Source organism: Pseudomonas sp. NPDC089392 (assembly GCF_044749595.1).
Lineage (GTDB): Bacteria > Pseudomonadota > Gammaproteobacteria > Pseudomonadales > Pseudomonadaceae > Aquipseudomonas.
Map to the genome: position 1 here is coordinate 22,269 of NZ_JBIVIF010000044.1, position 23,262 is coordinate 45,530.

Genomic DNA, 23,262 nt, shown 5'->3' on the forward strand with positions numbered 1-23,262 from the left:
AGGGTGGCAGGTCGAATTACCCAGAGGATTTCGACCATGCCTGAAGCGAAGGTGCACCCGAAACTGCAGCAACCAGCGGATGACTTCATTGTGGAGCAGTTGCCCGGCTGGCTGAAAAACGCTTCCCCGGAGCAACTGAAGTCATTGCGTGCTTGCATGACCGCGCATTTGCAAAGCCAGAAACGCATGGCGGCGGCTTCCCGGCAATTGCTGGCGCTCGACCGGTTTGCCGCCCAGCGGCTTGAACAGGCCATGAAAGAGCAGATTGCGCTGGAGATCGACCTGTCCAGGGCTCTCTGGCATGAAGAGCGCCGCCGCTTGTCAGTGGTGCAGGGCCAGGTGAGTGAGTTCGAGTCCTGGTTCAGCACGGTGCCAGCCTTGCAGAAACTGATGCAGAACTTCAAGGAGGGTGAGTCGTTCTTTGACGGCACGGCACTCACCGACGCCACAACGCTGCCAGGCGAGCCGCAGCGGGTCATCACCCAACGTATTGACGATATTGTCAGGCTTTGCCGGCGCACCGATGTCGGCAGGGCCTACCAGGACCATCTGCGGCAGATCCTGTCACCCGACTTTCGGCGTCTGTTGGCCACAGACAAGCGACTGCAGCTTGCTGTCGCGGTCGAGATCGCGGCCATGAAGCGACAGCTGGCACACAATGACCTGCAGATTCTGCGTCGGGTCGCCCAGGCAAAGCGCCCAGACTTGCCCATGCATCAAGAGCTGTTCATGGGGGCCCTTGAACTGCTTGGGCATCGGGTCGACGGCGCAATCGCGTTTGAACAGGTGGGAACGCCAAGTGGCTCTTCTGGCCTGGTCTACACCCCGAAGCGTCTGCTGAGGGTCATGTTGTACTTGCCAGATGATTCAAGGCAGCCACTGCGTAGTTTCAGCGACTGGCCATCTGCTAACCGCGCCTTGGCTGTTGCCATGGCGGACACCCGGTTCCGCCAGGCGATTGGCCGTCGTATCGCACTGGGCGGCCAGGCGGATTATCAGGTGACGTTGGGCAAACGCCTGCAGGACAGCAAGCCTGATCTGGAACCCGCGCGGGTGGCCGAAAGCGCTGAGCTGTTTGAAGGTTTGGCGGCCGGGCATGTACAACGCATCAAAGCCGATGCTGCGTTCATCGCCGTGCCGACGGCGCAGGCAGATGCCAAAGCTGCGGCGCAACGCATGCGCATGCTTGAGAGCGCCGGTTTGGTGTTGCTGAACCTGGCCGGGCTATTCGTACCGGCTGTGGGGGCATTGCTGCTGGCTGATCTGGCCCGACAGGTGCTAGGCCAAGTGTTCGAGGGTGCCAGCGACTGGGCTCAGGGGCATCAGCACGAAGCGCTGGAGCACATGCTTCAGGTTGCCTCCACAGTGGTCACAGGTGCCGCGATTGCCGGGGGCACGCTGATGCTGCGCAGTGCATTTGTCGAGCAACTGGAGCCGATAGTCACCGAGGCCGGTGAGCAACGCCTGTGGCACGGCGACCTGCAGCCCTATGAGCAGCATGGCGCAAGCCCCGCCCTGACGGGACTTGACAATGGGTTGCTCAGTGATGGCCAAGCCCATTGGTGGCGCTGCGACGGTGTGCTTTACCGGGTGCAGCGCGATGCGGCGGGCACTTGGCGCTTGTTGCATCGTGACGGGCCAGGCGCTTTTGGACCCACGCTGGAAAACAATGGAGAGCGTGCCTGGCGGCTCACTTTCGGGCGGCCATTGGAGTGGCAGGGCGCGGACCTGTTGCTCAAGCGCCTGTGGCCTGATGCAGCTGGGCTTGAGCAAGAGCGAATACTGCAGATCCTGACGGTTGCCGATATCGACGAGGCGCAGTTGCGCGGCCTGTTGGTAGAAGGCCGGCCCCTGCCTGTCAGGCTTCGCGATACGCTGGAACGCTTTGCCGCCGACGCCAGGGTCAGGGGTTTCTTTGCACAAATTGGTGTGACCGACGCTGACAGCGAAGCCTTGCAGTGGTGTATCGACACGCTCGGCCTGCAAGGGGAAACCTTGTCGGAGCAGGTTCGGTCGATCCAGGCTTCTGCGCAGTGGCTACGAGGGCCGATGCTGGAGCATTTTGCCCAAGCCTACCTGCCCGCAGATGCGCTGCTGGGCGTATTGAAGGGCAGCTTTACCGGCCTGCCGGATGCTTACGCGCTGGATCTGCTGAAGAATGCCAGTGTGGATATACGCCAGCGTATGGCTACAGGAATGCGGGTGCCGCTGGGACTGGCGGAACAGGCTCGCGAGATGCTGCAGCAAGCCCGTCTGACCCGGGTTCGCGAATCGCTCTTTCTGCCCGACAGTTACCATGCCGATGCGGTCGACTTGGCATTTTCATTGCTGCGCCGCCGTGGCCTGGCGCCTGGCAGGGCTAACCTGGTGCTGCGCGAGCACTCCAGTACCGGGGCGGTGCTGGTGCGGTTGTTCCCGGAACAAGGTGGGGCAGAGCAGGTTACAGTGATGGTGTGGAACCAGGGCGGATTCCAGCTGTTCGACGATATGGGCCGTTCCCGTGAGATTGAGCTTGCCCAGCCACAGGGTTTGTTCCAGGTCCTGGAAGCCTGCCTGCCATCGGCATTCCTGCAACAACAAGGGTGGGTTGGCGAAGGCGCCGCAGAGCGAATGCGTTCGGCCATGCAAGGTTGGCTACCCAGGGGCCGCCTGCAACTGATACACCTGCTCGGTTGGCGCGAAGCAAGGCCTGTAGCGTCCGTACTGCAGCGTTTGCCTGATGGACGGATAGGTTATCCACTCAGTGGTAGAGGTGCTTCGGCGGGTGGCCATGGGCAGATACTGCGACGACGGATTCGCAGCCTGTACCCGTCATTCGACGGGGAGGCTGTCGAACGGTTCCTGCACGTGTTGGTGGAACATTCGAATTCGGCCTATGCCAGTCTGCTACGCCAGGAGCAGGAATATCGCCGGCTTGACGAAAGCCTGGGGCGCTGGACACACGCTGTTGCCGGTGAGGGGCGTGGGCACAGGCGGGGGGTTGCCGATGCGTTTCGACGAGCGTGGCGGCTGGAGGGTGAGGAGGTGGTCTACAGCAACGGCGAACCTGGCGGCCTGCGGCTGAGTATTGTTGGCATACCTGCTGGCGGCCTGCCGGACATACCGCTGGGGACGGATTTCAATCATGTCACCGACCTGGCGATTGTCGGTTTGCGGCTGGAAGCCCTGCCTGGGAACTTTCTCAGAAGTTTTCCCGAGTTAAGGCGCCTGGACGTGAGCAACAACACGCTGCGTGCACTTCCAGATGGCATTCAGTGGCTACCACGGCTGCATCATCTGCGCCTTGCCCGCAACCGGATTCGCATGACGGCAGCAAGCGTGCAAGCGCTTGCCGGCCTGACCCACCTGCATCTGCTGGACCTGAGTAACAATCCATTGGGGTCGATCAGTTTGTACTTCAATCAGTTGTCCCGCATGCGCGAGCTCTACCTGTATCGTTCCGGCTTGCAGGTAGTGCCGGCCGGTCTCGAGTGGTGCGGGTTGCTAGAGTATGCCGACTTGCGCAATAACCAGATTGCCAGCTTGCCACAAGCCTTGCTTGATGCGCCGCTGGCCCTGCGTCAAGTGCTCCAGATGGAAGGCAATGCGCTGTCGGTAGCCGACCGCGAGCGGTTGTACGCAGCGCCTCCGGCCCATGCCCATCTTCAAGAGGACGACGCGTCTATCCAGCAAGCCAGGGGGGCATGGCTGGGTACATTGGCCGCAGCAGAGCAGGCATTGGCAGGTGAACGATGGGATGCCTTGAGGCGCGAGCCTGGCCATGTCCAGTTCTTCCTGCTATTGGCAGAGCTGACCGGTGGTGCCGATTTTCGCCTGGTGCGTGAGGACCTGGCGCGGCGGGTGTGGGCGATGATCGATGCGGCCAACGACTCTGCCCAGATTCGTGAGGAGCTTTTCGAGCGGGCTACTGACCCACGAACCTGTGTCGACAGTGTGGCGCATTGCTTTAGCCAGCTGGAGGTGCGCATGCGGGTGCTGCAGGTGACATTTGGCGGCGATCCGCTCGCCACCCGTGATGCACGGTTGCTGTTGGCTCAGCGCCTGTTCCGCCTTGACCAGGTAGAGCGCCTTGCCAGCGCCGACTACCTTGCCCGGGCTGACGAGGGGCGAGCAGTGGACGAGGTCGAAGTCAGCCTGGCCTACCGTACAGGGCTGGCCAGCCGCCTGGACCTGCTTGGGCAACCTCGTACCATGCAGTTCCGCCAGATAGCTGGGGTAACCGAAGCGCAGCTCGAACGGGCTTACCGTGCAGTCCTTACGGCGGAAGCCAGTGGGGAGCGCACGCGCTACATCAGCCAGCGGGACTTCTGGACGCCTTACCTGCGAGCCAGGTTTGCACAGGAGTTCGCACAGGTTTCCGAAACGTTTAACCGGCAGATGGATATGCTGGACGAAGAAAAGGAAACCTTGGGCAGTGGCCTTTATGTACAGCGCTGCGAACAGCTGCGCCGGGATACCGAACTTGCCTTCGAGGCGCTGGCGTTGCGCCGTACCCAGGACGAACTGAGCGCGCCATTACATGGATCACTTCCCCCTGTGCCGTGATCCATTACTTGCCCAGCATGGTTGGCTCTGCCCGACATCTCAGGAGTCAATCATGCCCGTACCTTCGACTGGCACCGATCATTTCATTGGGGCCAGGTTACCCGCGTGGCTCAAACGTGCCTCAAGAAGCCAGATCAACACCCTGAGCAACAGCCTGAACGCCCACCACGCGAGCCAGGCGCGCCTGCGTGGCTTGATGGTAGATTTGCTGCCGCTGCCGCAGTTTGCCGAACAGCACCTGGCGGCGTTGCTGGATTCGCCCTTGCCTGCAGGGCAGACGTTTGCCCAGCTTGAATGGCTGCTGGTTGCGCCACGGGTAGGCAGGCTGCCGGGCAGTTTGCAGCAGGTCTATGAGTACAGTGAAACCCGCGAAAACGGCTTGCTGCGGCTAATGCGCAACTTTGCTACAGGCACCACTTATTTCAATGGCACAGGGCTGGTAATGCCTGGCCGGGACCAGCCATTGATCGCGTCGCTGAACACCTTTATCGAGGCATGTCGCACGCTGGATGTTGGCCAGCGTTACCAGGATGAGCTGCTGCGGGTCTTCACCCCGGCTACCCAGGCAGTCATGTCCGAGGACAAGCGCTCAGGGCTGAAGCTTGCGATCGAAGTGGCCGCATTGCAGGGAGTCATCAGCGCCGACGTACAGATCGCCTTGCGTGAGGTGGCCAGTGACGGCCAAGTGCATCGTTCTCAAGGGCTCAAAGGTGACGCAAGGCTGCTGACAGCTTTGGGGCAGGCGGTGGCGGATGGCTTGCTAATTGCTTTGCGCGATAACGCCGGAGAAGAACGGGGCTTCGTGCTTTATCTTTCCAGCGACCCTCAGCAGGCCTTGCGCTACTTCGCCAATGCAGCGGCGATGAATGCTGCTGTGACGCAATGCTTGCAGCAGGAGGCTTACAGGCAGTATTTCACGCAACTGATCAGCCTTGAGCACCGGGCAGGTTTCGTCACGACCCTGGGCATGCGCCTCAGGGACAAGCAACCAGACCTGCAGATCGAAAGTGCCCCGCAGCATGGGAACGTCTTTACCCAACTGGCCACCCTGCTAGTACAACGGGTCAAGGATGATGCCCGGTTGTTGCTGGTACCGAGCGCCGATGCCGACAACCTGGCTGTACATGTCCGGCACGCAGAGTGGAAAGCGGTGGGGCTCGACCTGGCCAACCTGGCGGGGTTCTTTATCCCTGTCGTGGGCGCCTTGTTGATGGGGCAGCTGGTTGTGCAGACCTGCTCGGAAGTGTTTGAAGGTGTGACGGATTGGTACCGCGGGCACCAGCACGAAGCACTGGAGCATTTGCTGGGGGTCGCAGAAACCCTGGCGGCCACGGCGGCTACCGTGGCCGGAGTCAGTTTCCTGCGCAGCGCGTTCGTCGGTGGCCTTGAGCCGGTAAGCCTGGGTAACGGAAAAAGCCGTCTGTGGCGCTACGACTCCGCCCATTATCAATCGATGCCAGACACCATCGAGTTGCTTGAGGAAGGGCGCTATGGCGTGGCCGAGCGCCGCTGGGTCTGCATTGAAGGACATTATCACGAGGTGCATCAGCCAGTTGCCGATGGGCCCTACCGCTTGCGCCATGCGTCAGGCGATGACGGCTATGGGCCGGTCATGCTGCACAACGCAGAGCGTGGCTGGCGCTTGATGCACGAACAGCCACTGACCTGGCAGGAGCCTGCGCGCATGCTTGATGTGCTCTGGCCGCAACATCCCATGATCGAACCGGGCCAAGCGGAGCAGGTGTTGCGGGTGGCGGGTGTCGACCTTGAAGAGCTGCGTGGGGTGCTGGTGGAGAACCGCCCAGCGCCGGTAAACCTTGGGCAAACCCTGCGTGCTTTCAAGGCTCATGCACGCATCGAAACGTTCTTCACGCGCGCCCGCCTGAATACCTTGATGCCACCCGACAGTGAACTGTTGGCCTGGAGTGAGGGGCGGCTGGAAGCCGGCAAGGGGCTGGCGGAGGTGCTTTCGCGTGAGGCCGAATTGCGGCCACAGTTGTTTGCTTACCTGACACGTCAACCCTTTGCCCAGGACCCACTGACGCAGTTGGTAAAGCGTGATTTCCCTGGCTTGCCTTCGGCCTATGTGCGCGAAGTGGTCGGTCAGGCAGGTGACCTTGAGCGTGACATGGCCCGGGTCGAGCAACGCTTGCCTTTGCCCTGTGCGCAAAGCGCGCGCTCGCTATTGCGCCTGGCGCGACTGAACCGGGCGATTACAGGGCTCTACCTGAGCACTGGCTACAGCGACGAGACGGGTGAACTGGTCCTCGCTTTACTCGATAGCCTGGGACTCGAAAATATCGATATCGACTTGCGTGAAGACGCCGTGGATGGTCGCTCAATCAAACTTCTGGGTAGCGGGGGGCAAGGTCAGGCAGACAGGGTACTGGTGCGCAGCAATGGCATGTTTCAACTCTTCAATGGTCTGGGAGAGCAGCAAACCGTTGCGTTGGCTGACCCCGGCTGCATCTTCGAAGCGATCTTTGCAGCGCTGACCCCTGCGCAGCGGCCGGGTATTACCTCGCCGGAGCAGTTGCGGGATCAACTGCTGGCACAGCTGCCTGCTTCACATGGGGGAATCACCCGCATGCTTCGCTGGCCCAAGCAACGCGCCTGGTTCAATCCAGGCCGTCGCCTGGACGATGGGCGAGTGGGTTACCCCCTCAGTGATCACCCTTCCGCCAGCCCCAGGCATGGGCAAGCGATCATTCGCGATCAATTGCGTGCGCTGTATCCAGGGTTGGACGAACAGGCGCTTGATGAGGAACTGGCGCGTTTGCAGCAGGGGGAGCGCCCGGTGCTTGAACGCCTCGTGGAGTTGCAGGACGATCATGATCAGCTGGTGCGCCACCTCAACCGCTGGGTCAATGCCGAGTTGCAGGAAAGCCGGCAGGCGGCACGCAGGTTGACGGCAGACAGCATCCTGAGGGCCTGGCGGCTGCAAGGCGAAATTGTTCCCGCCAACGAAGGGCGGGGGCAGGGCCAGCGTTTGTCATTGAGAGGTAGCCATTTGCGTACACTGCCGTCGTTACCGACCCAGATCGAGTTTCATCGCATTACGGTGCTTAGCCTGAACGACTCATTGGTCAGTGATGTACCGGATGACTTCCTGCGCCCATTCACTGCTGTGACGGAGCTGAACCTCGCCCACAATCAGTTGCTGCGTCTGCCAATAGGCATCGCTTATCTACCCGATGTTCAAGTGTTGCGCCTGGCGCACAACCAGATCCGGTTTGATGCCCAGGCGCTGGAAGTTCTCCACGGGCTGCCCAGCCTTTCCCATCTTGACCTGAGCTACAACCGACTCGAGACGCTTGACTTGAGGTTTCACCATCTATCCCGGCTGACCAGCCTGAACCTGCGCCATTGCCGGCTGGGCGCGTGGCCACAGCGCCTGGAACTGTGCGGCTTGCTTGAGCGTGCCGACCTGCGTGACAACCAGTTGCGCACGGTGCCGGAGGATATCCAGCAAATGCCTTACGCGTTCCGGCGAACCATTTTGGTCGATCGCAATCCGTTGTCGACCATGCAGTTGCAGCGGTTGTACTCACTTGACGTCATTGATGAGCATGGGCACTTGCCGGAAGCCTCAGGACCTGTTGATTTACCACGGACCCTTGCGCTTTTGGCCGGTAGTGCAGACGCAGCAGGCCAGGAAGTGCGGCAGGGCTTATGGCAGCGGATGCTGCAGCAACCTGCGAGCAGCGGTTTGTTCAGGCTGCTGGCTCGTCTGGAGTTCACCGCAGACTACAGCGGTGCAGGCGAAGGGCGAACAGCACTGGTCGATGGCGTTTGGGGCTTGTTGGGAGCCTTGGACGCTGACCCCGTTCTGTGCGGACGGGTTTTCGAGCATGCCGGGCTGCCCTTGTCCTGTTCAGACGCGGTTGCCAGCCGCTTCAGTGAACTTCAATTACTGGTCAGGCAGGCCCAGGCTGAAACCGAAGCGCTAAACCCTGAAAACCGGGGGCGGTTGATGGAACTGGGCCGACAGCTGTTCCGCCTGGAACGGCTTGAAGGCGTAGCCTATCGGGATGGCCGGCAGCGTCTCTCCACAGGGCAGCATTATGATGAGCTGGCATTGCATCTGGCCTACAGAGTGCGACTGCGCACTCGCCTGGGCCTGCCCTGCCAGCCCCATGCCATGCGCTATCCCGATGCAACCGAACTGACGGAGGCTGTGATCGAGGATGCTTTCAGCCAGGTCACCCACGCTCAAACGACTGGTGCCCTGACCGAGAGCCTGAGCCAACGCGAATTCTGGCGCCGTTACCTGCGTCAACAACATGGCCAAATGTTCGATGTGATTGTCGCAGACTACAACCAGCGCTCGATTCAGCTTCAGGCGGGGCGGCCCGCTTTGTCGCAGGTGGAGTACGAGGATCAGCTGAGCCTCTTGCGAGACCGGGAAACCGCCGACATCGAGCGCCTGATCAGCGGCTTGACCCAGTCCTATGTGCGGGCTGCCGAGCGCGGCGACGGCTGAGCCCGAGGCGGCCAAACCGGTCATCCAGATTGACAGCTTTGGCCATTGCCGCCACGTCCGGGCGGCGCGAACATCGTTGGACCGATGGTTCCACTCCAAAAACAAGAAACCAGGAGTCCGACGATGCGCGATTACGCCGAGGCCGCTCGTGCGTTCGACCATGCCCAGGCCGCCGCTGCGGTGCTGCATGGCGACCTTGATGCCCTCAATGCCTGTGTCGAATGCTGCGACCGCCATGCCACCGGTGCCGGCAAGCTGGCGCTGATCCACGAAGACCGCGATGGCAACAGCGCGCAGTACAGCTTCGACCAGCTCAGGGCGCAGGCTGCCCGTTTTGCCAATGTGCTCAAGGCGCAGGGTGTGGGGGCCGGGGACCGGGTCGCCGGCCTGATGCCGCGCACCCCCGAGCTGCTGGTCACCATCCTCGCCACCTGGCGTCTCGGGGCTGTTTACCAGCCGCTGTTCACTGCCTTCGGCCCCAAGGCCATCGAGCATCGCCTGGAACAGTCGCACGCCCGCGTGGTCGTTACCGACAGCCACAACCGCAGCAAGCTGGACGATGTACACCCTTGCCCGACCATCATCACGGTCAAGGCCCGCAGTGGCGAACTGGACTTCCAGCAATGCCTGGACAGCGCCGCAGACGTCTGTGAGCCCGTGATGCGTTCGGGCAACGACCCGTTCCTGCTGATGTTCACCTCGGGTACCACCGGCCCGGCCAAACCGCTGGAAGTGCCGCTGCGCGCCATCGTCGCGTTCCAGGGCTACATGCGCGATGCCATCGACCTGCGCCCCGAGGACAACTTCTGGAACCTGGCCGATCCGGGTTGGGCCTATGGCCTGTACTACGCGGTCACCGGCCCGTTGTCGCTGGGCCATGCCACCACCTTCTACGATGGCCCGTTCAGTGTTGATAGCTGCGCCCGGGTGATCGACAAGTTGGGCATCACCAACCTGGCTGGCTCACCCACGGCGTACCGCATGCTGATTGCCGCCGGCGAGGCCTTCTCGGCGCCGATCAAGGGCCTCCTGCGGGTGGTCAGCAGTGCCGGCGAGCCGCTCAACCCGGAAGTGATCCGCTGGTTCGCCGACGAACTGGGCGTGACCATCCACGACCACTACGGGCAAACCGAGCTGGGCATGGTGCTGTGCAACCACCATGGCCTGCAGCACCCGGTACACCTGGGCTCGGCCGGCTTTGCCATCCCCGGTCACCGCATCGTGGTACTGGACGAGCAGGGTAACGAACTGCCCGCCGGCCAGCCGGGCATCCTCGCCGTCGACCGCGAGCAGTCGCCGCTGTGCTGGTTCGCCGGCTACCACGGCCTGCCGACCAAAGCTTTTGTCGGCAAGTATTACCTTAGCGGCGACACTGTGGAGCTGAACCAGGATGGCAGCATCAGCTTCGTCGGGCGCAGCGACGACGTGATCACCACCTCCGGTTACCGGGTCGGCCCGTTCGACGTGGAAAGCGCGTTGATCGAGCACCCGGCGGTAATCGAGGCGGCGGTAATCGGCAAGCCGGACCTGGAGCGCACCGAGCTGATCAAGGCTTTCGTGGTATTGGCCATCGGTTACCAAGGCAGCGCCGAGCTGGAGGAAACCCTGCGCCAGCATGTGCGCCAGCGCCTGTACGCGCATGCCTACCCAAGAGAAATCGAATTCGTCAGCGAGCTGCCCAAGACCCCGAGCGGCAAGCTGCAACGCTTCATCCTGCGTAACCAGGAAGTCGCCAAACAACAAGCGCAACAGGCCACCCCTGCCAGCGCCTGAAAGGAAACCGATCATGCAGATAGCCCACAAACACTTCATCGTCAGCGGCGCCGCCTCCGGGCTGGGTGCTGCCACCGCGCAGATGCTGGTCGAGGCCGGCGCCAAGGTCATGCTGGTCGACCTCAATGCCCAGGCCGTGGAAGCCAAGGCCCGCGAGCTGGGTGACAACGCCCGCTTCGCGGTGGCCGACATCAGCGACGAACAGGCCGCCCAGGCAGCGGTCGATGCGGCTGTCAGTGCCTTTGGCAGCCTGCACGGGCTGGTCAACTGCGCCGGCATCGTCGGCGCCGAAAAGGTGCTGGGCAAACAGGGCCCGCATGGCCTGGCCAGCTTCGCCAAGGTCATCAACGTCAACCTGATCGGCAGCTTCAACCTGCTGCGCCTGGCCGCTGCGGCCATGGCAGAAGGTGCCGCCGGTGAGGGCGGCGAGCGCGGGGTGATCATCAATACCGCTTCCATCGCCGCTTATGACGGCCAGATCGGCCAGGCCGCGTACGCTGCCTCCAAGGGCGCCATCGCCAGCCTGACCTTGCCGGCCGCCCGCGAGCTGGCGCGCTTCGGCATCCGCGTGATGACCATCGCCCCAGGCATCTTCGAAACACCGATGATGGCCGGCATGACCGAGGAAGTGCGTGCTTCGCTGGCCGCGGGCGTACCGTTCCCGCCGCGCCTGGGCCGCCCGCAGGAATACGCCGCGCTGGCCCGCCACATTATCGAGAACAGCATGCTCAACGGCGAGGTGATCCGCCTCGACGGTGCACTGCGCATGGCTGCCAAGTAAGGAGAGCGAACATGACCCTCGCCAATGACCCGATCGTTATCGTCAGCGCCGTGCGCACGCCCATGGGCGGCCTGCAGGGCGACCTCAAGAGCCTGACCGCGCCGCAACTGGGCAGCGCCGCCATCCGTGGCGCCGTCGAGCGTGCCGGCATCGACGCCGCCAGTGTCGAGCAGGTGCTGTTTGGTTGCGTGCTGCCGGCCGGCCAGGGCCAGGCCCCGGCGCGCCAGGCGGCGCTGGGCGCCGGGCTGGACAAGCACACCACCTGCACCACCCTGAACAAGATGTGCGGTTCGGGCATGCAGGCGGCGATCATGGCCCACGACCTGCTGCTGGCCGGTACGGCCGATGTAGTGGTGGCCGGTGGCATGGAAAGCATGACCAACGCCCCGTACCTGCTGGACAAGGCCCGTGGCGGTTACCGAATGGGCCACGGCAGGATCATCGACCACATGTTCATGGACGGCCTGGAAGACGCCTACGACAAAGGCCGCCTGATGGGCACCTTTGCCGAAGACTGCGCACAGGCCAATGCCTTCAGCCGCGAAGCCCAGGACCAGTTCGCCATTGCCTCGTTGACCCGTGCCCAGGAAGCGATCAGCAGCGGCCGTTTTGTTGCCGAGATCGTGCCGGTGGAAGTCACCGAGGGTAAGGAAAAACGCGTGGTCAAGGACGACGAGCAGCCGCCCAAGGCGCGCCTGGACAAGATCCCGCAACTAAAGCCGGCGTTCCGCGAAGGCGGCACGGTGACTGCGGCCAACTCCAGCTCGATTTCCGACGGTGCTGCGGCGCTGGTGCTGATGCGCCGCTCCGAAGCTGACAAGCGTGGCCTCAAGCCACTGGCGGTGATCCACGGCCATGCTGCCTTCGCCGACACGCCCGCGCTGTTCCCCACCGCACCGATCGGTGCCATCGACAAGCTGATGAAGCGCACCGGCTGGAACCTGGCCGAGGTCGACCTGTTCGAGATCAACGAAGCCTTCGCCGTGGTCACCCTGGCGGCCATGAAGCACCTCGACCTGCCGCATGACAAGGTCAATATCCACGGCGGCGCCTGCGCCCTCGGCCACCCGATCGGTGCTTCCGGCGCACGTATTCTGGTAACCCTGCTGTCGGCTCTGCGCCAGAACAACCTGCGCCGGGGTGTGGCGGCCATCTGCATCGGCGGTGGTGAAGCCACAGCCATGGCTGTCGAATGCCTGTACTGAGGTGAACCATGCTGGTAACTGACGAGCAACAACAGATCGCCGACGCGGTACGCACCTTCGCCCAGGAGCGCCTGAAGCCGTTTGCCGAGCAATGGGACAAGGAGCATCGCTTCCCCAAGGAGGCCATCGAGGAGATGGCCGAACTGGGCCTGTTCGGCATGCTGGTACCGGAGCAGTGGGGCGGCAGCGACACCGGTTATGTGGCCTATGCCATGGCCCTGGAGGAAATCGCCGCGGGTGATGGTGCCTGCTCGACCATCATGAGCGTGCACAACTCGGTGGGCTGCGTGCCGATCCTGCGCTTTGGTAGCGAGCAGCAGAAAGAGCAGTTCCTTACCCCGCTGGCCAGCGGCGCAATGCTCGGTGCTTTCGCCCTGACCGAACCACAAGCCGGCTCTGATGCCAGCAGCCTGAAAACTCGCGCACGCCTGGATGGCGACCACTACGTGCTCAATGGCAGCAAACAGTTCATTACCTCTGGGCAGAACGCCGGGGTGGTGATTGTGTTTGCGGTGACCGACCCTGACGCCGGCAAGCGCGGCATCAGCGCGTTCATCGTGCCCACCGATTCGCCCGGCTACCAGGTGGCGCGGGTCGAGGACAAACTTGGGCAGCATGCCTCAGACACCTGCCAGATTGTTTTCGATGATGTGCGCGTGCCGGTGGCCAACCGCCTGGGTGCTGAAGGGGAGGGTTACAAGATTGCCCTGGCCAACCTTGAAGGTGGGCGCATAGGCATCGCCTCGCAGGCAGTGGGCATGGCCCGCGCGGCGTTTGAGGTGGCGCGCGACTATGCCAACGAACGGCAGAGTTTTGGCAAAACGTTGATCGAACACCAGGCCGTGGCCTTCCGCTTGGCCGACATGGCGACCAAGATTGCCGTGGCCCGGCAGATGGTGCTGCATGCCGCTGCGCTGCGTGATGCCGGGCGCCCGGCACTGGTGGAGGCGTCGATGGCCAAGCTGTTTGCCTCGGAAATGGCCGAAAAGGTCTGTTCGGATGCCTTGCAGACCCTGGGCGGTTATGGCTATCTGAGCGACTTCCCGCTGGAGCGGATCTACCGCGACGTTCGGGTCTGCCAGATCTACGAAGGCACCAGCGACATTCAGCGCATGGTTATTGCGCGCAATCTTTGAAGGAGCAGACTGCATGGCATTCGAAACCATCCTGTTGGACATCCACGGCAAGGTCGGCTTGATCACCCTCAACCGCCCGCAGGCGCTGAACGCGCTGAACGCGCAGATTGTTGGCGAGATCAACCAGGCCCTGGACCAGCTCGAGCGTGACCCGAACATCGGCTGCGTGGTGCTGACCGGTTCGGCCAAGGCGTTTGCCGCTGGTGCCGACATCAAGGAAATGGCCGAGCTGCAATACCCGCAGATCTACGTCGACGACCTGTTCAGCGACTCGGACCGCATTGCCAATCGGCGCAAGCCGATCATTGCCGCCGTGTCCGGTTTCGCCCTTGGCGGTGGCTGCGAGTTGGCGATGATGTGCGACTTTATCCTTGCCGCCGATAACGCCAAGTTTGGCCAGCCGGAAATCAACCTTGGCGTGTTGCCGGGCATGGGTGGTACCCAGCGCCTGACCCGTGCGGTGGGCAAGGCCAAGGCCATGGAACTGTGCCTGACTGGCCGCCTGATGGGCGCCGAAGAGGCTGAGCGTGCCGGGTTGGTGGCGCGGATTGTGCCGCAAGCGGAGCTGGTGGAAGAGGCGCTGAAGGTGGCGGCGACCATTGCCAGCAAGTCGATCCCGATTAGCATGATGATCAAGGAGAGCGTCAACCGCGCGTTCGAAGTTACCCTTAGCGAGGGTGTGCGTTTCGAGCGCCGGGTGTTCCATGCGGCGTTCTCTACCGAAGACCAGAAAGAAGGCATGGCCGCCTTCATCGCCAAGCGCGAGGCGCAGTTCAAGGATCGCTGATTCTGGATGGGGATTTGGGCTGGGCCTCCAGGTGCATGTCTTGAGAGGTCTGGTGGCTGTGAGATCGAGCGCCGCCCGCGCGGCGCTTCGCAGCACAAGGCTGCTCCTACATCTGTTTCTGGCCAGTAACGCCTGTACCAATGCGCGCGACCGCCTTGTTTGTCCGACACGATATCGAGGTGGACGCCAAGGGGCCGCGCGTCGCTGCCTCAGGAATAATTGGCCCGAAACGGATGTAGGAGCAGCCTTGTGCTGCGAAGCGCCGCGCGGGCGGCGCTCGATCTCATAGGCGCTGAAAATGTTGTGGCGAGCTCCCCAAGACCAGCCATCCCGGCACCGACCAGCGGATTGTAAGCATTGGAAGCAAATTCGCACCCATTTGCAGTTGCTCCACGCGACGTGGCGCCTTAGACTGCCGCCCCCTGTAAAAGAGTGCCGGTTGGCGCTTGAAGAATTCCGCTGCCGATGCCAAGGCGTCGGCGGCACATGAATCGCCCAAATGCACATTTTTTCATAGAGAAATCGATGACCAAGGAACAGTTGCTGGCCATGTCGGCCGATGACTACATGAACGCCGACCAGCTGGCCTTCTTCACTGAGCTGCTGAAGGCGATGAAAGTCGAAACCCATGAACGCATCGAGCTCAGCCGCACCACCATCGAAGGCCTGGACACCCCGTCGGACCCTGCCGACGTGGCTTCGGTCGAGGAAGAGCGTAGCTGGCTGGTAAATGCCATCGACCGCGACCAGCGCCTGCTGCCACAGCTGGAAATGGCCCTGGACCGTATCTCCGACGAGAGCTTCGGCTGGTGCGATGACAGTGGTGAGCCGATCGGCCTGAAGCGTCTGCTGATCAGCCCGACCACCAAGTACTGCATCGAAGCCCAAGAGCGCCACGAGCAGCTCGACCGCCACCAGCGCCAGGTATAACCCCGCGCGCGGTGCCAAGCCCCATGGAGCGATCCCTGGGGCTTTTTGTGTTTCTTGTCGGTGACCGGTTTTTGTTGCCCAGTGCGTAACACTGCTGTACCGGGACGCGCTGTTTCCTCTCCATAAGCAGGCGTATCATGGCATTATAGTTAGGGTGCTAATTAAATTCCGGAGGGAATGATGAATAGCCGGGTCGATGTAGCCGTGATGATTGGTTCGGGTGTGCCAACCGCCCTGCAGGCGCTGGGCAAACGCATCTGCTGGGTGGTGCTGGTCAATGGCGAGCGCCGAGGCACTGCATTCGCAACGCGTGAAGAAGCGTTGGAGTGCCAGGCTGCCTGGTTGCAGCAGTTGAAGAATGGGCTGGCCGCCTGATAAATGCTTTTTGCCTCTCGACGGGTTTCGGTGTTTTCGGGCATATTTGTCCTACAGTAATACGCACATGGATGCCAGGGCTTGTCTTCTTGCAAGTTCTCCCCCGTGTTTGCGTTTTTCTGGCGAGTGATCTCAGGCATCACGCTTCCCAAGCCGGGAATGAGCCAAACGCCTTCGGTTGAGGGCGAATCTGGCAAGCCAGAGTAAAGATTCCTGCACGCTGCATCGCCAGCGAGCACAGACATTTCGCATATCGCTTTATTACTCTTTTCGCCTATCGATAAGAAATGGCCGCGCCTCCCCGAGCTTGGGTGAGGGCGGGTTGTAACCGGTTGAGGATTACTTCATTGGCAGTCAGCACTCTTGATACCCATGCGTTGTTCGCCTTGGGCGACTTGCGCGGTAAATTGGCCCAGCTGTTCCAGGGCCGCTTTATCTATGTAACCGAACAGAATCCCGAAGGCCTGTACATGGCCGAGATCGACACCGAAAGCGCATTGGTGGTCGATGACAAGCAGCGTTTGGAACTGAAAGTCGGCGACCACTTCCGAGCCGCCGTACTGCCCAGCCGGGAAGGCGGCAAACTGGAAATGCGCTTTCGCGAAATCAAACTGAACGTTTACGGCGTGGGCGATTACGCCTTCGTTTCGGTGCCCGAAGGCGAGGGCATCGTGTTCCGTGAAGGCCAGGGCGTGATGCTGGTATTCGCCGCGCAGCAGCAAGTACAGGAAGGCCTGGGCAAGTTGCTGAAGGCGGTGACCGGCAAGGTTGCCAAATGGCGCAAGGGTGAGCTGACCACCTTCAAGGCCAGTGAATGACCGAGAGTGACGGCGCACCTGCCACGCGTGCCGAGTTTCATCGGCAGCACCAGGCAGATGCCGTGGCTGAGGCTGAGCGCTTGCTGGCCAGGCGTGAGGAACTGCAAGGCGCCTGGCTGGCCTGGGTGGCGGGCGAATTGTACCGCCTCGGCCCGCCGCCTTATGCCGCCATGGTCCGGCGGGAGTTGCAGCGCCTCAGCCAAGGGTGAGGCGGCAAGCTTTCAATTGCCGCGATCGCGGCCGCTGCTGACTTCTTCAGGCACCGGTTCTTTCGACATGCGTTTGCGAAACAGTGCCGCCCGCGCCAGCAACAGCGTGGTGACTGGCACGGTGATCGACAGCAGTATCGGAATCAGCCAGGCGTGCAGCACCGGCGCGTCCTTTAGCCACGAGAAGTAAATGATCGAGGCCAGTGCCACGCACCAGGCACCGATGGTCGAGGCCAGTGCCGGCGGGTGCATGCGCTGGAAGTAGTCCTTCAGGCGCAACAGGCCCAAGGCGCCGATCAGGGCGAACAGGCTGCCAGTCAGCAGTAGCACGGCGGTGACTAGCTCCAGCCAGAAAGGCAGTTGCAGGGTTTCAGTCATTCGATCACCTCACCGCGCAGCAGGAATTTGGCCAGGGCAAACGAGCCGACGAAGCCGAACAGCGCAATCAGCAGGGCACCTTCGAAGTAGGTGTCACTGGCATAACGGATACCCAGCACAAGCATGGTCAGCATGGCCAGGATGTATAGGTAGTCCAGCGCCAGTACCCGGTCCTGGGCGGACGGGCCGCGGAACAGCCGGATCAGCGCCAGGCCCATGGCCAGGGCGAAGATGAACAGGCTGGCGAGGACAGCGTTGGCGAGCAGGCCTGTCATTGGAAAATCTCCATCAGCGGGCGTTCGTAGGTGTCTTTGAAGTGCGTGATGAAGGCTGCTTCATCGTCCAGGTCGAACACATGCAGCAGCAACACGCTGCGGTCCAGCGCCAGCTCGGACCAGACTGTGCCAGGCACCACCGTGGTGATCATCGACAACGCCGCCAGGCCATGCGGATCGCGCAGGGCCAGCGGTATGTGGACGAACGCCGAGCGTGGCGGTTGCTTGCCGGCGCGCAGCACGCCGCGGGCCACCAGCAGGTTGGACAGGATCACATCGAGGCCAACCCGGCCTATCAGCCGGGCAACGACCAGTGGCCGCCGCACGTGCGCGTGTTGCGGGCGCAGCGGCGCCAGCAGCAGTGGCGCCAGCACGCCAAGCGCGGCGCCCAGCAGCACGTTGCCGGGGCTGACCGAAAGGTTCAGCAACAGCCATAGCGCGAACAGCGAAACCGAAAGCAGCGGGGCGGGAAACAGTCGGTTCATGGCTGCACCTGTACGTCGAGCGAGGTGGGGCCAGGAATCGGCCGGGCGGCCATCACGGCTTCGATATAGGCGTCTGGGGCCTGCAGGCTGGCGGCAGTGTCCTGGGTGTAGCGCAGCAGCGGCTCGGCCTTGAGGCTAAGGACCATGCACAGGCCGAGCAGGATGACGATGGGCAGGCACTCATAGCGGCGCAGCACCGGCGACGGGCGCTCTTCGGGCTTCCAGAAACGCTGGATACCAACGCGGCCGAAGGCGATCAGCGAGGCCATGCCAGACAGGATCAGCAGGGCTACCAGGCCCCAGCCAGCAGCGCCCAGCGGTTGCTCGGGGGGCACGCCCAGGCCCAGCGGGTTGAACAGCGCACTGATCAGGTTGAGCTTGCCGACAAAGCCCGACAGCGGCGGCATGCCGATGATCAACAGGGCGCAGGCGATAAAGCTGAGGCCGAGGAAGGCCATGGTCCACGGGATGATCTGCCCGATTACCGCCTTTTGCTCGTCGTCGAGGTTGATGCCCTTGGGCGGGTGCAGCGACTCCAGCGGTGGCGGCATGATGTCTTCTTCATCGTCCAGCGGCGCTTCGTTGGCCGAGCGCGACCGCTCGACCAGTTCGGCGAGCAGGAACAGCGCGCACAGCGCCAGGGTCGAGTTCACCAGGTAGAACAACGCTGCGCCGGTCAGCGCCGGCTGGGCGAAACCGACCGCGCCCAGCAGGGTGCCTGCCGAAACCAGGATGCTGAGCGCCGCCATGCGCTCCAGGCGCTGCGCGGCCAGGATCGACACTGCCGCCACCGCCAGGGTGACCAGGCCACCGTACACCAGCCATTGGCCACCGAAGTGCGCCGAGGCCCCGGCCTGCCCGGAGAACAGCAGCGTCCACAGGCGTAGCACGGCATACAGGCCGACCTTGGTCATGATGGCGAACAGCGCCGCCACTGGCGCGCTGGCCGAGGCATAGGCCGGCACCAGCCAGAAGTTCAGCGGCCAGATACCCGCCTTGACCAGGAAGGCCATGGCCAGAATGGCTGCCCCGGCGTGCAGCAGGCCACGATCAGCCTCTGGCACCAGCGGAATCTTCAGGGCCAGGTCGGCCATGTTCAGGGTGCCGGTTACCCCGTACAGCATCGCCGCGCCAACCAGGAACAGTGATGAGGCGAACAGGTTGATGGCGATGTAATGCAGGCCGGCGCGCACCCGGGCGCGGCCCGAGCCATGCAGCAGCAGGCCATAGGAGGCGGCCAGCAGCACTTCGAAGAACACGAACAGGTTGAAAAGGTCGGCGGTGAGGAAGGCACCGTACAGGCCCATCAGCTGGATCTGGAACAGCGCATGGAAGCTGGCCCCCGCAGCGTCCCAGCGGGCGCGGGCAAACAGCAGGGCGCTGAAACCGATGACCCCGGTCAGGGTCAGCAGCAGCGCGGACAGGTGGTCCACCACCAGCACGATGCCGAACGGTGCCGGCCAGTTGCCCGGCAGGTACACGCCGATCGACTCTGCCTGGCCCTGGGTACGCACCCACAGCAGCAGGCAGACCGCGATGGCCAGGCCGGCGAAGGTCGACAGCAGGTTCAGCCGGGCCTTGATCCGCCGGTGTTTCTCGCCCAGCAGCAGCATCACCGCCGCGGTGATCAGCGGCAGCAGGATGGGCGCGATGATCAGTTGACTCATACCACTCATTCGTCACGCTCCCGGCCATCCACGTGGTCGGTACCGGTCAGGCCTCGCGAGGCCAGCAACACCACCAGGAACAGCGCGGTCATGGCGAAGCTGATGACGATGGCAGTGAGTACCAGGGCCTGTGGCAGCGGGTCGGTGTAGTGCAACAGGTCCTGGGTGACGCCCTCCTTGATGATCGGCTCCTTGCCGATGAACAGGCTGCCCATGCTGAAGATGAACAGGTTGACCCCGTACGACAGCAGGCACAGGCCCATGATCACCTGGTAGGTACGCGGGCGCAGGATCAACCATACCCCCGAGGCGGCCAGCACGCCGATGGCGACTGCAATCACTTCTTCCATCAGGCGGCTCCTGCTTGGCTGGTTTTCGCCGGGTTGCCCGGGCGGTAGGCGCGCACCGACTGGTGCGCCAGGGCCGTGAGGATCAGCAGGGTCGAGCCGACTACCACGGTGTACACGCCGACATCGAAGAACAGCGCGCTGGCCACGTGCACATCACCCAGCAGTGGCAGGTGCAGGTGGGCGGTATGAGTGGTCAGGAACGGGTAACCCAGCAGCATGGCACCGACCCCGGTCAGGGTTGCGCACAGCAGCCCGGTGCCCATCCAGCGCAGCGGGCGCAGGCTCATCTGCGCCTCGACCCACTGGGTGCCAGCCACCATGTACTGCAGGATGAACGCCACCGACATCACCAGGCCGGCGACGAAGCCGCCACCTGGTTGGTTGTGGCCACGCATGAACAGGTACATCGACACCAGCAGGGCGATCGGCAGCAGCAGCCGCACCAGCACCGCAGGCACCATCATGAAGCCCAGGGCGGTGTCGGTGGCGTGCCGCGGGTTGATCAGGTCGGTGACCACGTCGGGCGCCAACTGGCGTTGCTGCGCTGGCAGTTGCATGCTTTCTTTGGGTGGGCGGAAGCGCCGCAGCAGGGCGAACACAGTCAGTGCCACGGCTACCAGCACGGTGATTTCACCGAGGGTATCGAAGCCGCGGAAGTCGACCAGCATGACATTGACCACGTTGGTGCCGCCGCCCTGGGGCAGCGCCCGGCTCAGGTAGAACGAAGAGATGTCGTTGGGTGTCGGGCGGGTCAGCATGGCATAGGACAGCACAGCCATGCCGCCACCCACCAACACCGCCAGCAGCAGGTCGCGCAGGCGGCGCATGCGTGCACGTTCCAGGCTGCCGGGCAGCGGTGACACACCTTCGATCCGCCGCGGCAGCCAGCGAAGGCCGAGCAGGATCAGCACGGTGGTAACCACTTCCACCACCAGCTGGGTCAAGGCCAGGTCAGGTGCAGAGAACCAGACGAAGGTGATGCACGTCATCAGGCCGCAGACACTGACCATGATCAGTGCCGCCAGGCGGTGGTACTTGGCCTGGTAGGCAGCGCCGATGGCGCAGGCAATGGCGATCAGCCACAGTGCGACGAATACGCCCGAGCCTGGAATTTTCGGGCGGTCACCCCAGCTCAGGCCGCTGTATAGCATGGGTGTGAGGCCGGCGAGGAATGCGGCCACCACCAGCATGAACAGCTGCGACTGCAGGCGGCGGGTGGTGAGCAGGCGCTCGATGCGCCGTGCCAGCAGCATCAGTTGAACCTGGCCGTGCTCGAACAGGCGCTTGCCGTTGAAGCGCTCGATCACGGGCGGATAGGGGAAACGGCCCAGGCGCAGCTGCTTGCGCAGCAACAGGTACAGCACGATACCGCCGCTCATGGCCACCAGGCTCATGATCAATGGCGCGTTCCAGCCGTGCCAGATGGCCAGGCTGTATTCCGGTAGGGTGCCACCCACCACCGGCAGGGCGGCGGCGGCCAACAGCGGGCCGACCGACTGGGCGGGGAAGATGCCCACCACCAGGCAGGTGAGCACCAGCAGCTCGACCGGGGCGCGCATCCAGCGTGGCGGCTCGTGCGGGGTGTGCGGCAAGTCCTGGGCGGTAGGCCCGAAGAACACATCGACGGTGAAGCGCAGGGCATAGGCCACGCTAAAGGTACCGGCCAGGGTGGCGACCACTGGCAGCGTGGCTTCAACCCAGGCGGTGGAGCTGATGAATACCGTTTCAGCGAAGAACATTTCCTTCGACAGGAAGCCGTTCATCAACGGCACGCCGGCCATCGAGGCGCTGGCCACCATGGCCAGGGTGGCGGTGTACGGTACCAGGCGGATCAGGCCGCTGAGGCGGCGGATATCCCGGGTACCGCTTTCGTGGTCGATGATGCCGGCGGCCATGAACAGCGAGGCCTTGAAGGTGGCATGGTTGAGAATGTGGAACACCGCGGCGACGGCAGCCAGCGGGCTGTTCAGGCCCAGCAGCAGGGTAATCAGACCCAGGTGGCTGATGGTCGAATAGGCCAGCAGGCCCTTGAGGTCATTCTGGAACATCGCGGCAAAGGCGCCGAGCAGCAAGGTGATGGCGCCAGCACCGCCAACAATCCAGAACCACTCTTCGCTACCGGACAGCACCGGCCACAGGCGTGCCAGCAGGAATACCCCAGCCTTGACCATGGTGGCGGAGTGCAGGTAGGCCGATACCGGCGTAGGCGCTGCCATGGCGTGTGGCAGCCAGAACTGGAAAGGGAACTGCGCGCTCTTGCTCAGGGCGCCAACAAGGATAAGGGGCAGCAGCACCGGGTACAGCGCATGCTGGCGGATGGTGTCGCCGGCAGCCAGGACCTTGTCCAGGTCGTAGCTGCCGACCACATGGCCGAGCAGCAAGGCCCCGACCAGCAGGCACAAGCCGCCTGCGCCGGTCACCATCAGCGCCATGTAGGCGCCGCGGCGGGCGTCGGCGCGGTGGTGCCAGTAGCCGATAAGCAGGAAGGAGAACAGGCTGGTCAGTTCCCAGAAGAACACCAGCTGGATCAGGTTGCCGGAGATTACCAGGCCCAGCATGGCGCCCATGAAGGCCAGGAAGAAGGCGAAGAAACGCGGTACCGGGTCTTGCGGCGACATGTAGTAGCGCGCATACAGCGACACCAGTGTGCCGATGCCCAGTACCAGCAGCGAGAACAGCCAGGCGAAGCCATCCATGCGTAGCACCAGGTTCAAGCCCAGGCTGGGCAGCCACAGGAACTCTTCGCGAATTACCCCACCGTGGGCAACCTGAGGGTACAGCAGTGCTACCTGGACGGTACCGACCAGGGCTACGAGCCCGGCAAGAATGGACTCGGCGTTACGTGCGTTGTGCGGCAGCACGGCTGCCAGGCAACTGCCCACGAACGGCAGAAGCAATAGCACTATCAATGACATAGCGGCCTATTCTGGAGAAGTTTGCAAAGAATCATACGTGCCGAGGTGATGATCACCAACACGCAAGCTGTCGCAGAATCCTACAAACAGGCTGTGACAAGCGTTTTTTTTATAACAGTTCTTTACAAAGCATAGCCGCTGTTACCCGCT

General features: G+C 62.9%; 17 protein-coding genes. 11 read left to right on the plus strand and 6 right to left on the minus strand.

The annotated features are described in order from the left end of the window. The first annotated feature begins 36 nt into the window (after nt 1-36). The 11 genes from ACIP1G_RS26400 to ACIP1G_RS26450 all read left to right on the plus strand — a co-directional run bounded on the left by ACIP1G_RS26400 (nt 37) and on the right by ACIP1G_RS26450 (nt 17,042). Entirely contained in the window at nt 37-4,545 is a 4,509-nt protein-coding gene (locus tag ACIP1G_RS26400; RefSeq protein WP_400742352.1) for an NEL-type E3 ubiquitin ligase domain-containing protein, read from the plus strand. 52 nt (nt 4,546-4,597) lie between these two features. Further along, the gene (locus ACIP1G_RS26405) at nt 4,598-9,028 is read left to right on the plus strand and encodes an NEL-type E3 ubiquitin ligase domain-containing protein (RefSeq protein WP_400742353.1); all 4,431 of its coding nucleotides are present in this window, start codon (nt 4,598-4,600) and stop codon (nt 9,026-9,028) included. Nucleotides 9,029-9,151: 123 nt separating this feature from the next. Further along, nucleotides 9,152-10,801 carry an acyl-CoA synthetase gene (locus tag ACIP1G_RS26410; RefSeq protein ID WP_400742356.1) on the plus strand — a complete coding sequence of 550 codons (1,650 nt, stop codon included), beginning with the start codon at nt 9,152-9,154 and terminating at the stop codon, nt 10,799-10,801. A 13-nt stretch (nt 10,802-10,814) separates the two neighbouring features. Next, a complete protein-coding gene (locus ACIP1G_RS26415; protein WP_400742359.1) occupies nt 10,815-11,582 on the plus strand; it encodes an SDR family NAD(P)-dependent oxidoreductase in 768 nt (255 codons plus the stop codon). Nucleotides 11,583-11,593: 11 nt separating this feature from the next. Then, the gene (locus tag ACIP1G_RS26420; RefSeq protein ID WP_400742361.1) at nt 11,594-12,787 is read left to right on the plus strand and encodes an acetyl-CoA C-acyltransferase; all 1,194 of its coding nucleotides are present in this window, start codon (nt 11,594-11,596) and stop codon (nt 12,785-12,787) included. Between the two features lie 8 nt (nt 12,788-12,795). Then, complete coding sequence (locus ACIP1G_RS26425) at nt 12,796-13,923, plus strand: acyl-CoA dehydrogenase (RefSeq protein WP_400742364.1); 1,128 nt, start codon at nt 12,796-12,798, stop codon at nt 13,921-13,923. A gap of 13 nt (nt 13,924-13,936) precedes the next feature. Beyond that, a complete protein-coding gene (locus ACIP1G_RS26430; protein ID WP_400742366.1) occupies nt 13,937-14,710 on the plus strand; it encodes an enoyl-CoA hydratase in 774 nt (257 codons plus the stop codon). Nucleotides 14,711-15,235: 525 nt separating this feature from the next. Continuing rightward, nucleotides 15,236-15,640 carry a TraR/DksA family transcriptional regulator gene (locus tag ACIP1G_RS26435; protein ID WP_400742369.1) on the plus strand — a complete coding sequence of 135 codons (405 nt, stop codon included), beginning with the start codon at nt 15,236-15,238 and terminating at the stop codon, nt 15,638-15,640. Between the two features lie 180 nt (nt 15,641-15,820). Then, nucleotides 15,821-16,015: a hypothetical protein gene (locus ACIP1G_RS26440; RefSeq protein ID WP_400742372.1), complete on the plus strand. Its 195-nt coding sequence runs from the start codon at nt 15,821-15,823 to the stop codon at nt 16,013-16,015. 347 nt (nt 16,016-16,362) lie between these two features. Then, nucleotides 16,363-16,833: a hypothetical protein gene (locus ACIP1G_RS26445; protein WP_060500527.1), complete on the plus strand. Its 471-nt coding sequence runs from the start codon at nt 16,363-16,365 to the stop codon at nt 16,831-16,833. Then, a complete protein-coding gene (locus ACIP1G_RS26450; protein WP_400742374.1) occupies nt 16,830-17,042 on the plus strand; it encodes a hypothetical protein in 213 nt (70 codons plus the stop codon). Before ACIP1G_RS26445 ends, ACIP1G_RS26450 begins: the two co-directional genes overlap by 4 nt. Before the next feature lie 12 nt (nt 17,043-17,054). Here ACIP1G_RS26450 and ACIP1G_RS26455 read toward each other — a convergent pair whose 3' ends face one another. Genes ACIP1G_RS26455 through ACIP1G_RS26480 form a run of 6 tightly spaced genes read right to left on the minus strand, consistent with a single transcriptional unit; the run spans nt 17,055 to nt 23,112 of the window. Next, nucleotides 17,055-17,420, minus strand: a complete 366-nt coding sequence (locus tag ACIP1G_RS26455) for a Na+/H+ antiporter subunit G (protein WP_400742377.1) — start codon at nt 17,418-17,420, stop codon at nt 17,055-17,057. Beyond that, nucleotides 17,417-17,695 (minus strand): K+/H+ antiporter subunit F, encoded by a 279-nt coding sequence (locus ACIP1G_RS26460; RefSeq protein ID WP_003250109.1) that lies wholly within the window; start codon nt 17,693-17,695, stop codon nt 17,417-17,419. The genes ACIP1G_RS26455 and ACIP1G_RS26460 overlap by 4 nt, the downstream gene beginning before the upstream one ends. Continuing rightward, on the minus strand, nt 17,692-18,180 hold the full coding sequence (locus ACIP1G_RS26465) for a Na+/H+ antiporter subunit E (protein ID WP_400742380.1): 489 nt from the start codon (nt 18,178-18,180) through the stop codon (nt 17,692-17,694). The genes ACIP1G_RS26460 and ACIP1G_RS26465 overlap by 4 nt, the downstream gene beginning before the upstream one ends. Beyond that, a complete protein-coding gene (locus ACIP1G_RS26470) occupies nt 18,177-19,856 on the minus strand; it encodes a monovalent cation/H+ antiporter subunit D (protein ID WP_400742383.1) in 1,680 nt (559 codons plus the stop codon). The genes ACIP1G_RS26465 and ACIP1G_RS26470 overlap by 4 nt, the downstream gene beginning before the upstream one ends. After that, on the minus strand, nt 19,853-20,197 hold the full coding sequence (locus ACIP1G_RS26475; protein WP_012315281.1) for a Na+/H+ antiporter subunit C: 345 nt from the start codon (nt 20,195-20,197) through the stop codon (nt 19,853-19,855). The genes ACIP1G_RS26470 and ACIP1G_RS26475 overlap by 4 nt, the downstream gene beginning before the upstream one ends. After that, nucleotides 20,197-23,112 carry a monovalent cation/H+ antiporter subunit A gene (locus ACIP1G_RS26480; RefSeq protein WP_400742386.1) on the minus strand — a complete coding sequence of 972 codons (2,916 nt, stop codon included), beginning with the start codon at nt 23,110-23,112 and terminating at the stop codon, nt 20,197-20,199. Before ACIP1G_RS26480 ends, ACIP1G_RS26475 begins: the two co-directional genes overlap by 1 nt. Nucleotides 23,113-23,262: the final 150 nt, after the last annotated feature.

Bases quoted from the DNA above. Each gene is read 5' to 3' on its own strand.
- ACIP1G_RS26400 (WP_400742352.1), top strand. From the start codon at position 37: ATGCCTGAAGCGAAGGTGCACCCGAAACTGCAGCAACCAGCGGATGAC.
- ACIP1G_RS26405 (WP_400742353.1), top strand. From the start codon at position 4,598: ATGCCCGTACCTTCGACTGGCACCGATCATTTCATTGGGGCCAGGTTA.
- ACIP1G_RS26410 (WP_400742356.1), top strand. From the start codon at position 9,152: ATGCGCGATTACGCCGAGGCCGCTCGTGCGTTCGACCATGCCCAGGCC.
- ACIP1G_RS26415 (WP_400742359.1), top strand. From the start codon at position 10,815: ATGCAGATAGCCCACAAACACTTCATCGTCAGCGGCGCCGCCTCCGGG.
- ACIP1G_RS26420 (WP_400742361.1), top strand. From the start codon at position 11,594: ATGACCCTCGCCAATGACCCGATCGTTATCGTCAGCGCCGTGCGCACG.
- ACIP1G_RS26425 (WP_400742364.1), top strand. From the start codon at position 12,796: ATGCTGGTAACTGACGAGCAACAACAGATCGCCGACGCGGTACGCACC.
- ACIP1G_RS26430 (WP_400742366.1), top strand. From the start codon at position 13,937: ATGGCATTCGAAACCATCCTGTTGGACATCCACGGCAAGGTCGGCTTG.
- ACIP1G_RS26435 (WP_400742369.1), top strand. From the start codon at position 15,236: ATGACCAAGGAACAGTTGCTGGCCATGTCGGCCGATGACTACATGAAC.
- ACIP1G_RS26440 (WP_400742372.1), top strand. From the start codon at position 15,821: ATGAATAGCCGGGTCGATGTAGCCGTGATGATTGGTTCGGGTGTGCCA.
- ACIP1G_RS26450 (WP_400742374.1), top strand. From the start codon at position 16,830: ATGACCGAGAGTGACGGCGCACCTGCCACGCGTGCCGAGTTTCATCGG.
- ACIP1G_RS26455 (WP_400742377.1), bottom strand. From the start codon at position 17,420: ATGACTGAAACCCTGCAACTGCCTTTCTGGCTGGAGCTAGTCACCGCC.
- ACIP1G_RS26460 (WP_003250109.1), bottom strand. From the start codon at position 17,695: ATGACAGGCCTGCTCGCCAACGCTGTCCTCGCCAGCCTGTTCATCTTC.
- ACIP1G_RS26465 (WP_400742380.1), bottom strand. From the start codon at position 18,180: ATGAACCGACTGTTTCCCGCCCCGCTGCTTTCGGTTTCGCTGTTCGCG.
- ACIP1G_RS26470 (WP_400742383.1), bottom strand. From the start codon at position 19,856: ATGAGTGGTATGAGTCAACTGATCATCGCGCCCATCCTGCTGCCGCTG.
- ACIP1G_RS26475 (WP_012315281.1), bottom strand. From the start codon at position 20,197: ATGGAAGAAGTGATTGCAGTCGCCATCGGCGTGCTGGCCGCCTCGGGG.
- ACIP1G_RS26480 (WP_400742386.1), bottom strand. From the start codon at position 23,112: ATGTCATTGATAGTGCTATTGCTTCTGCCGTTCGTGGGCAGTTGCCTG.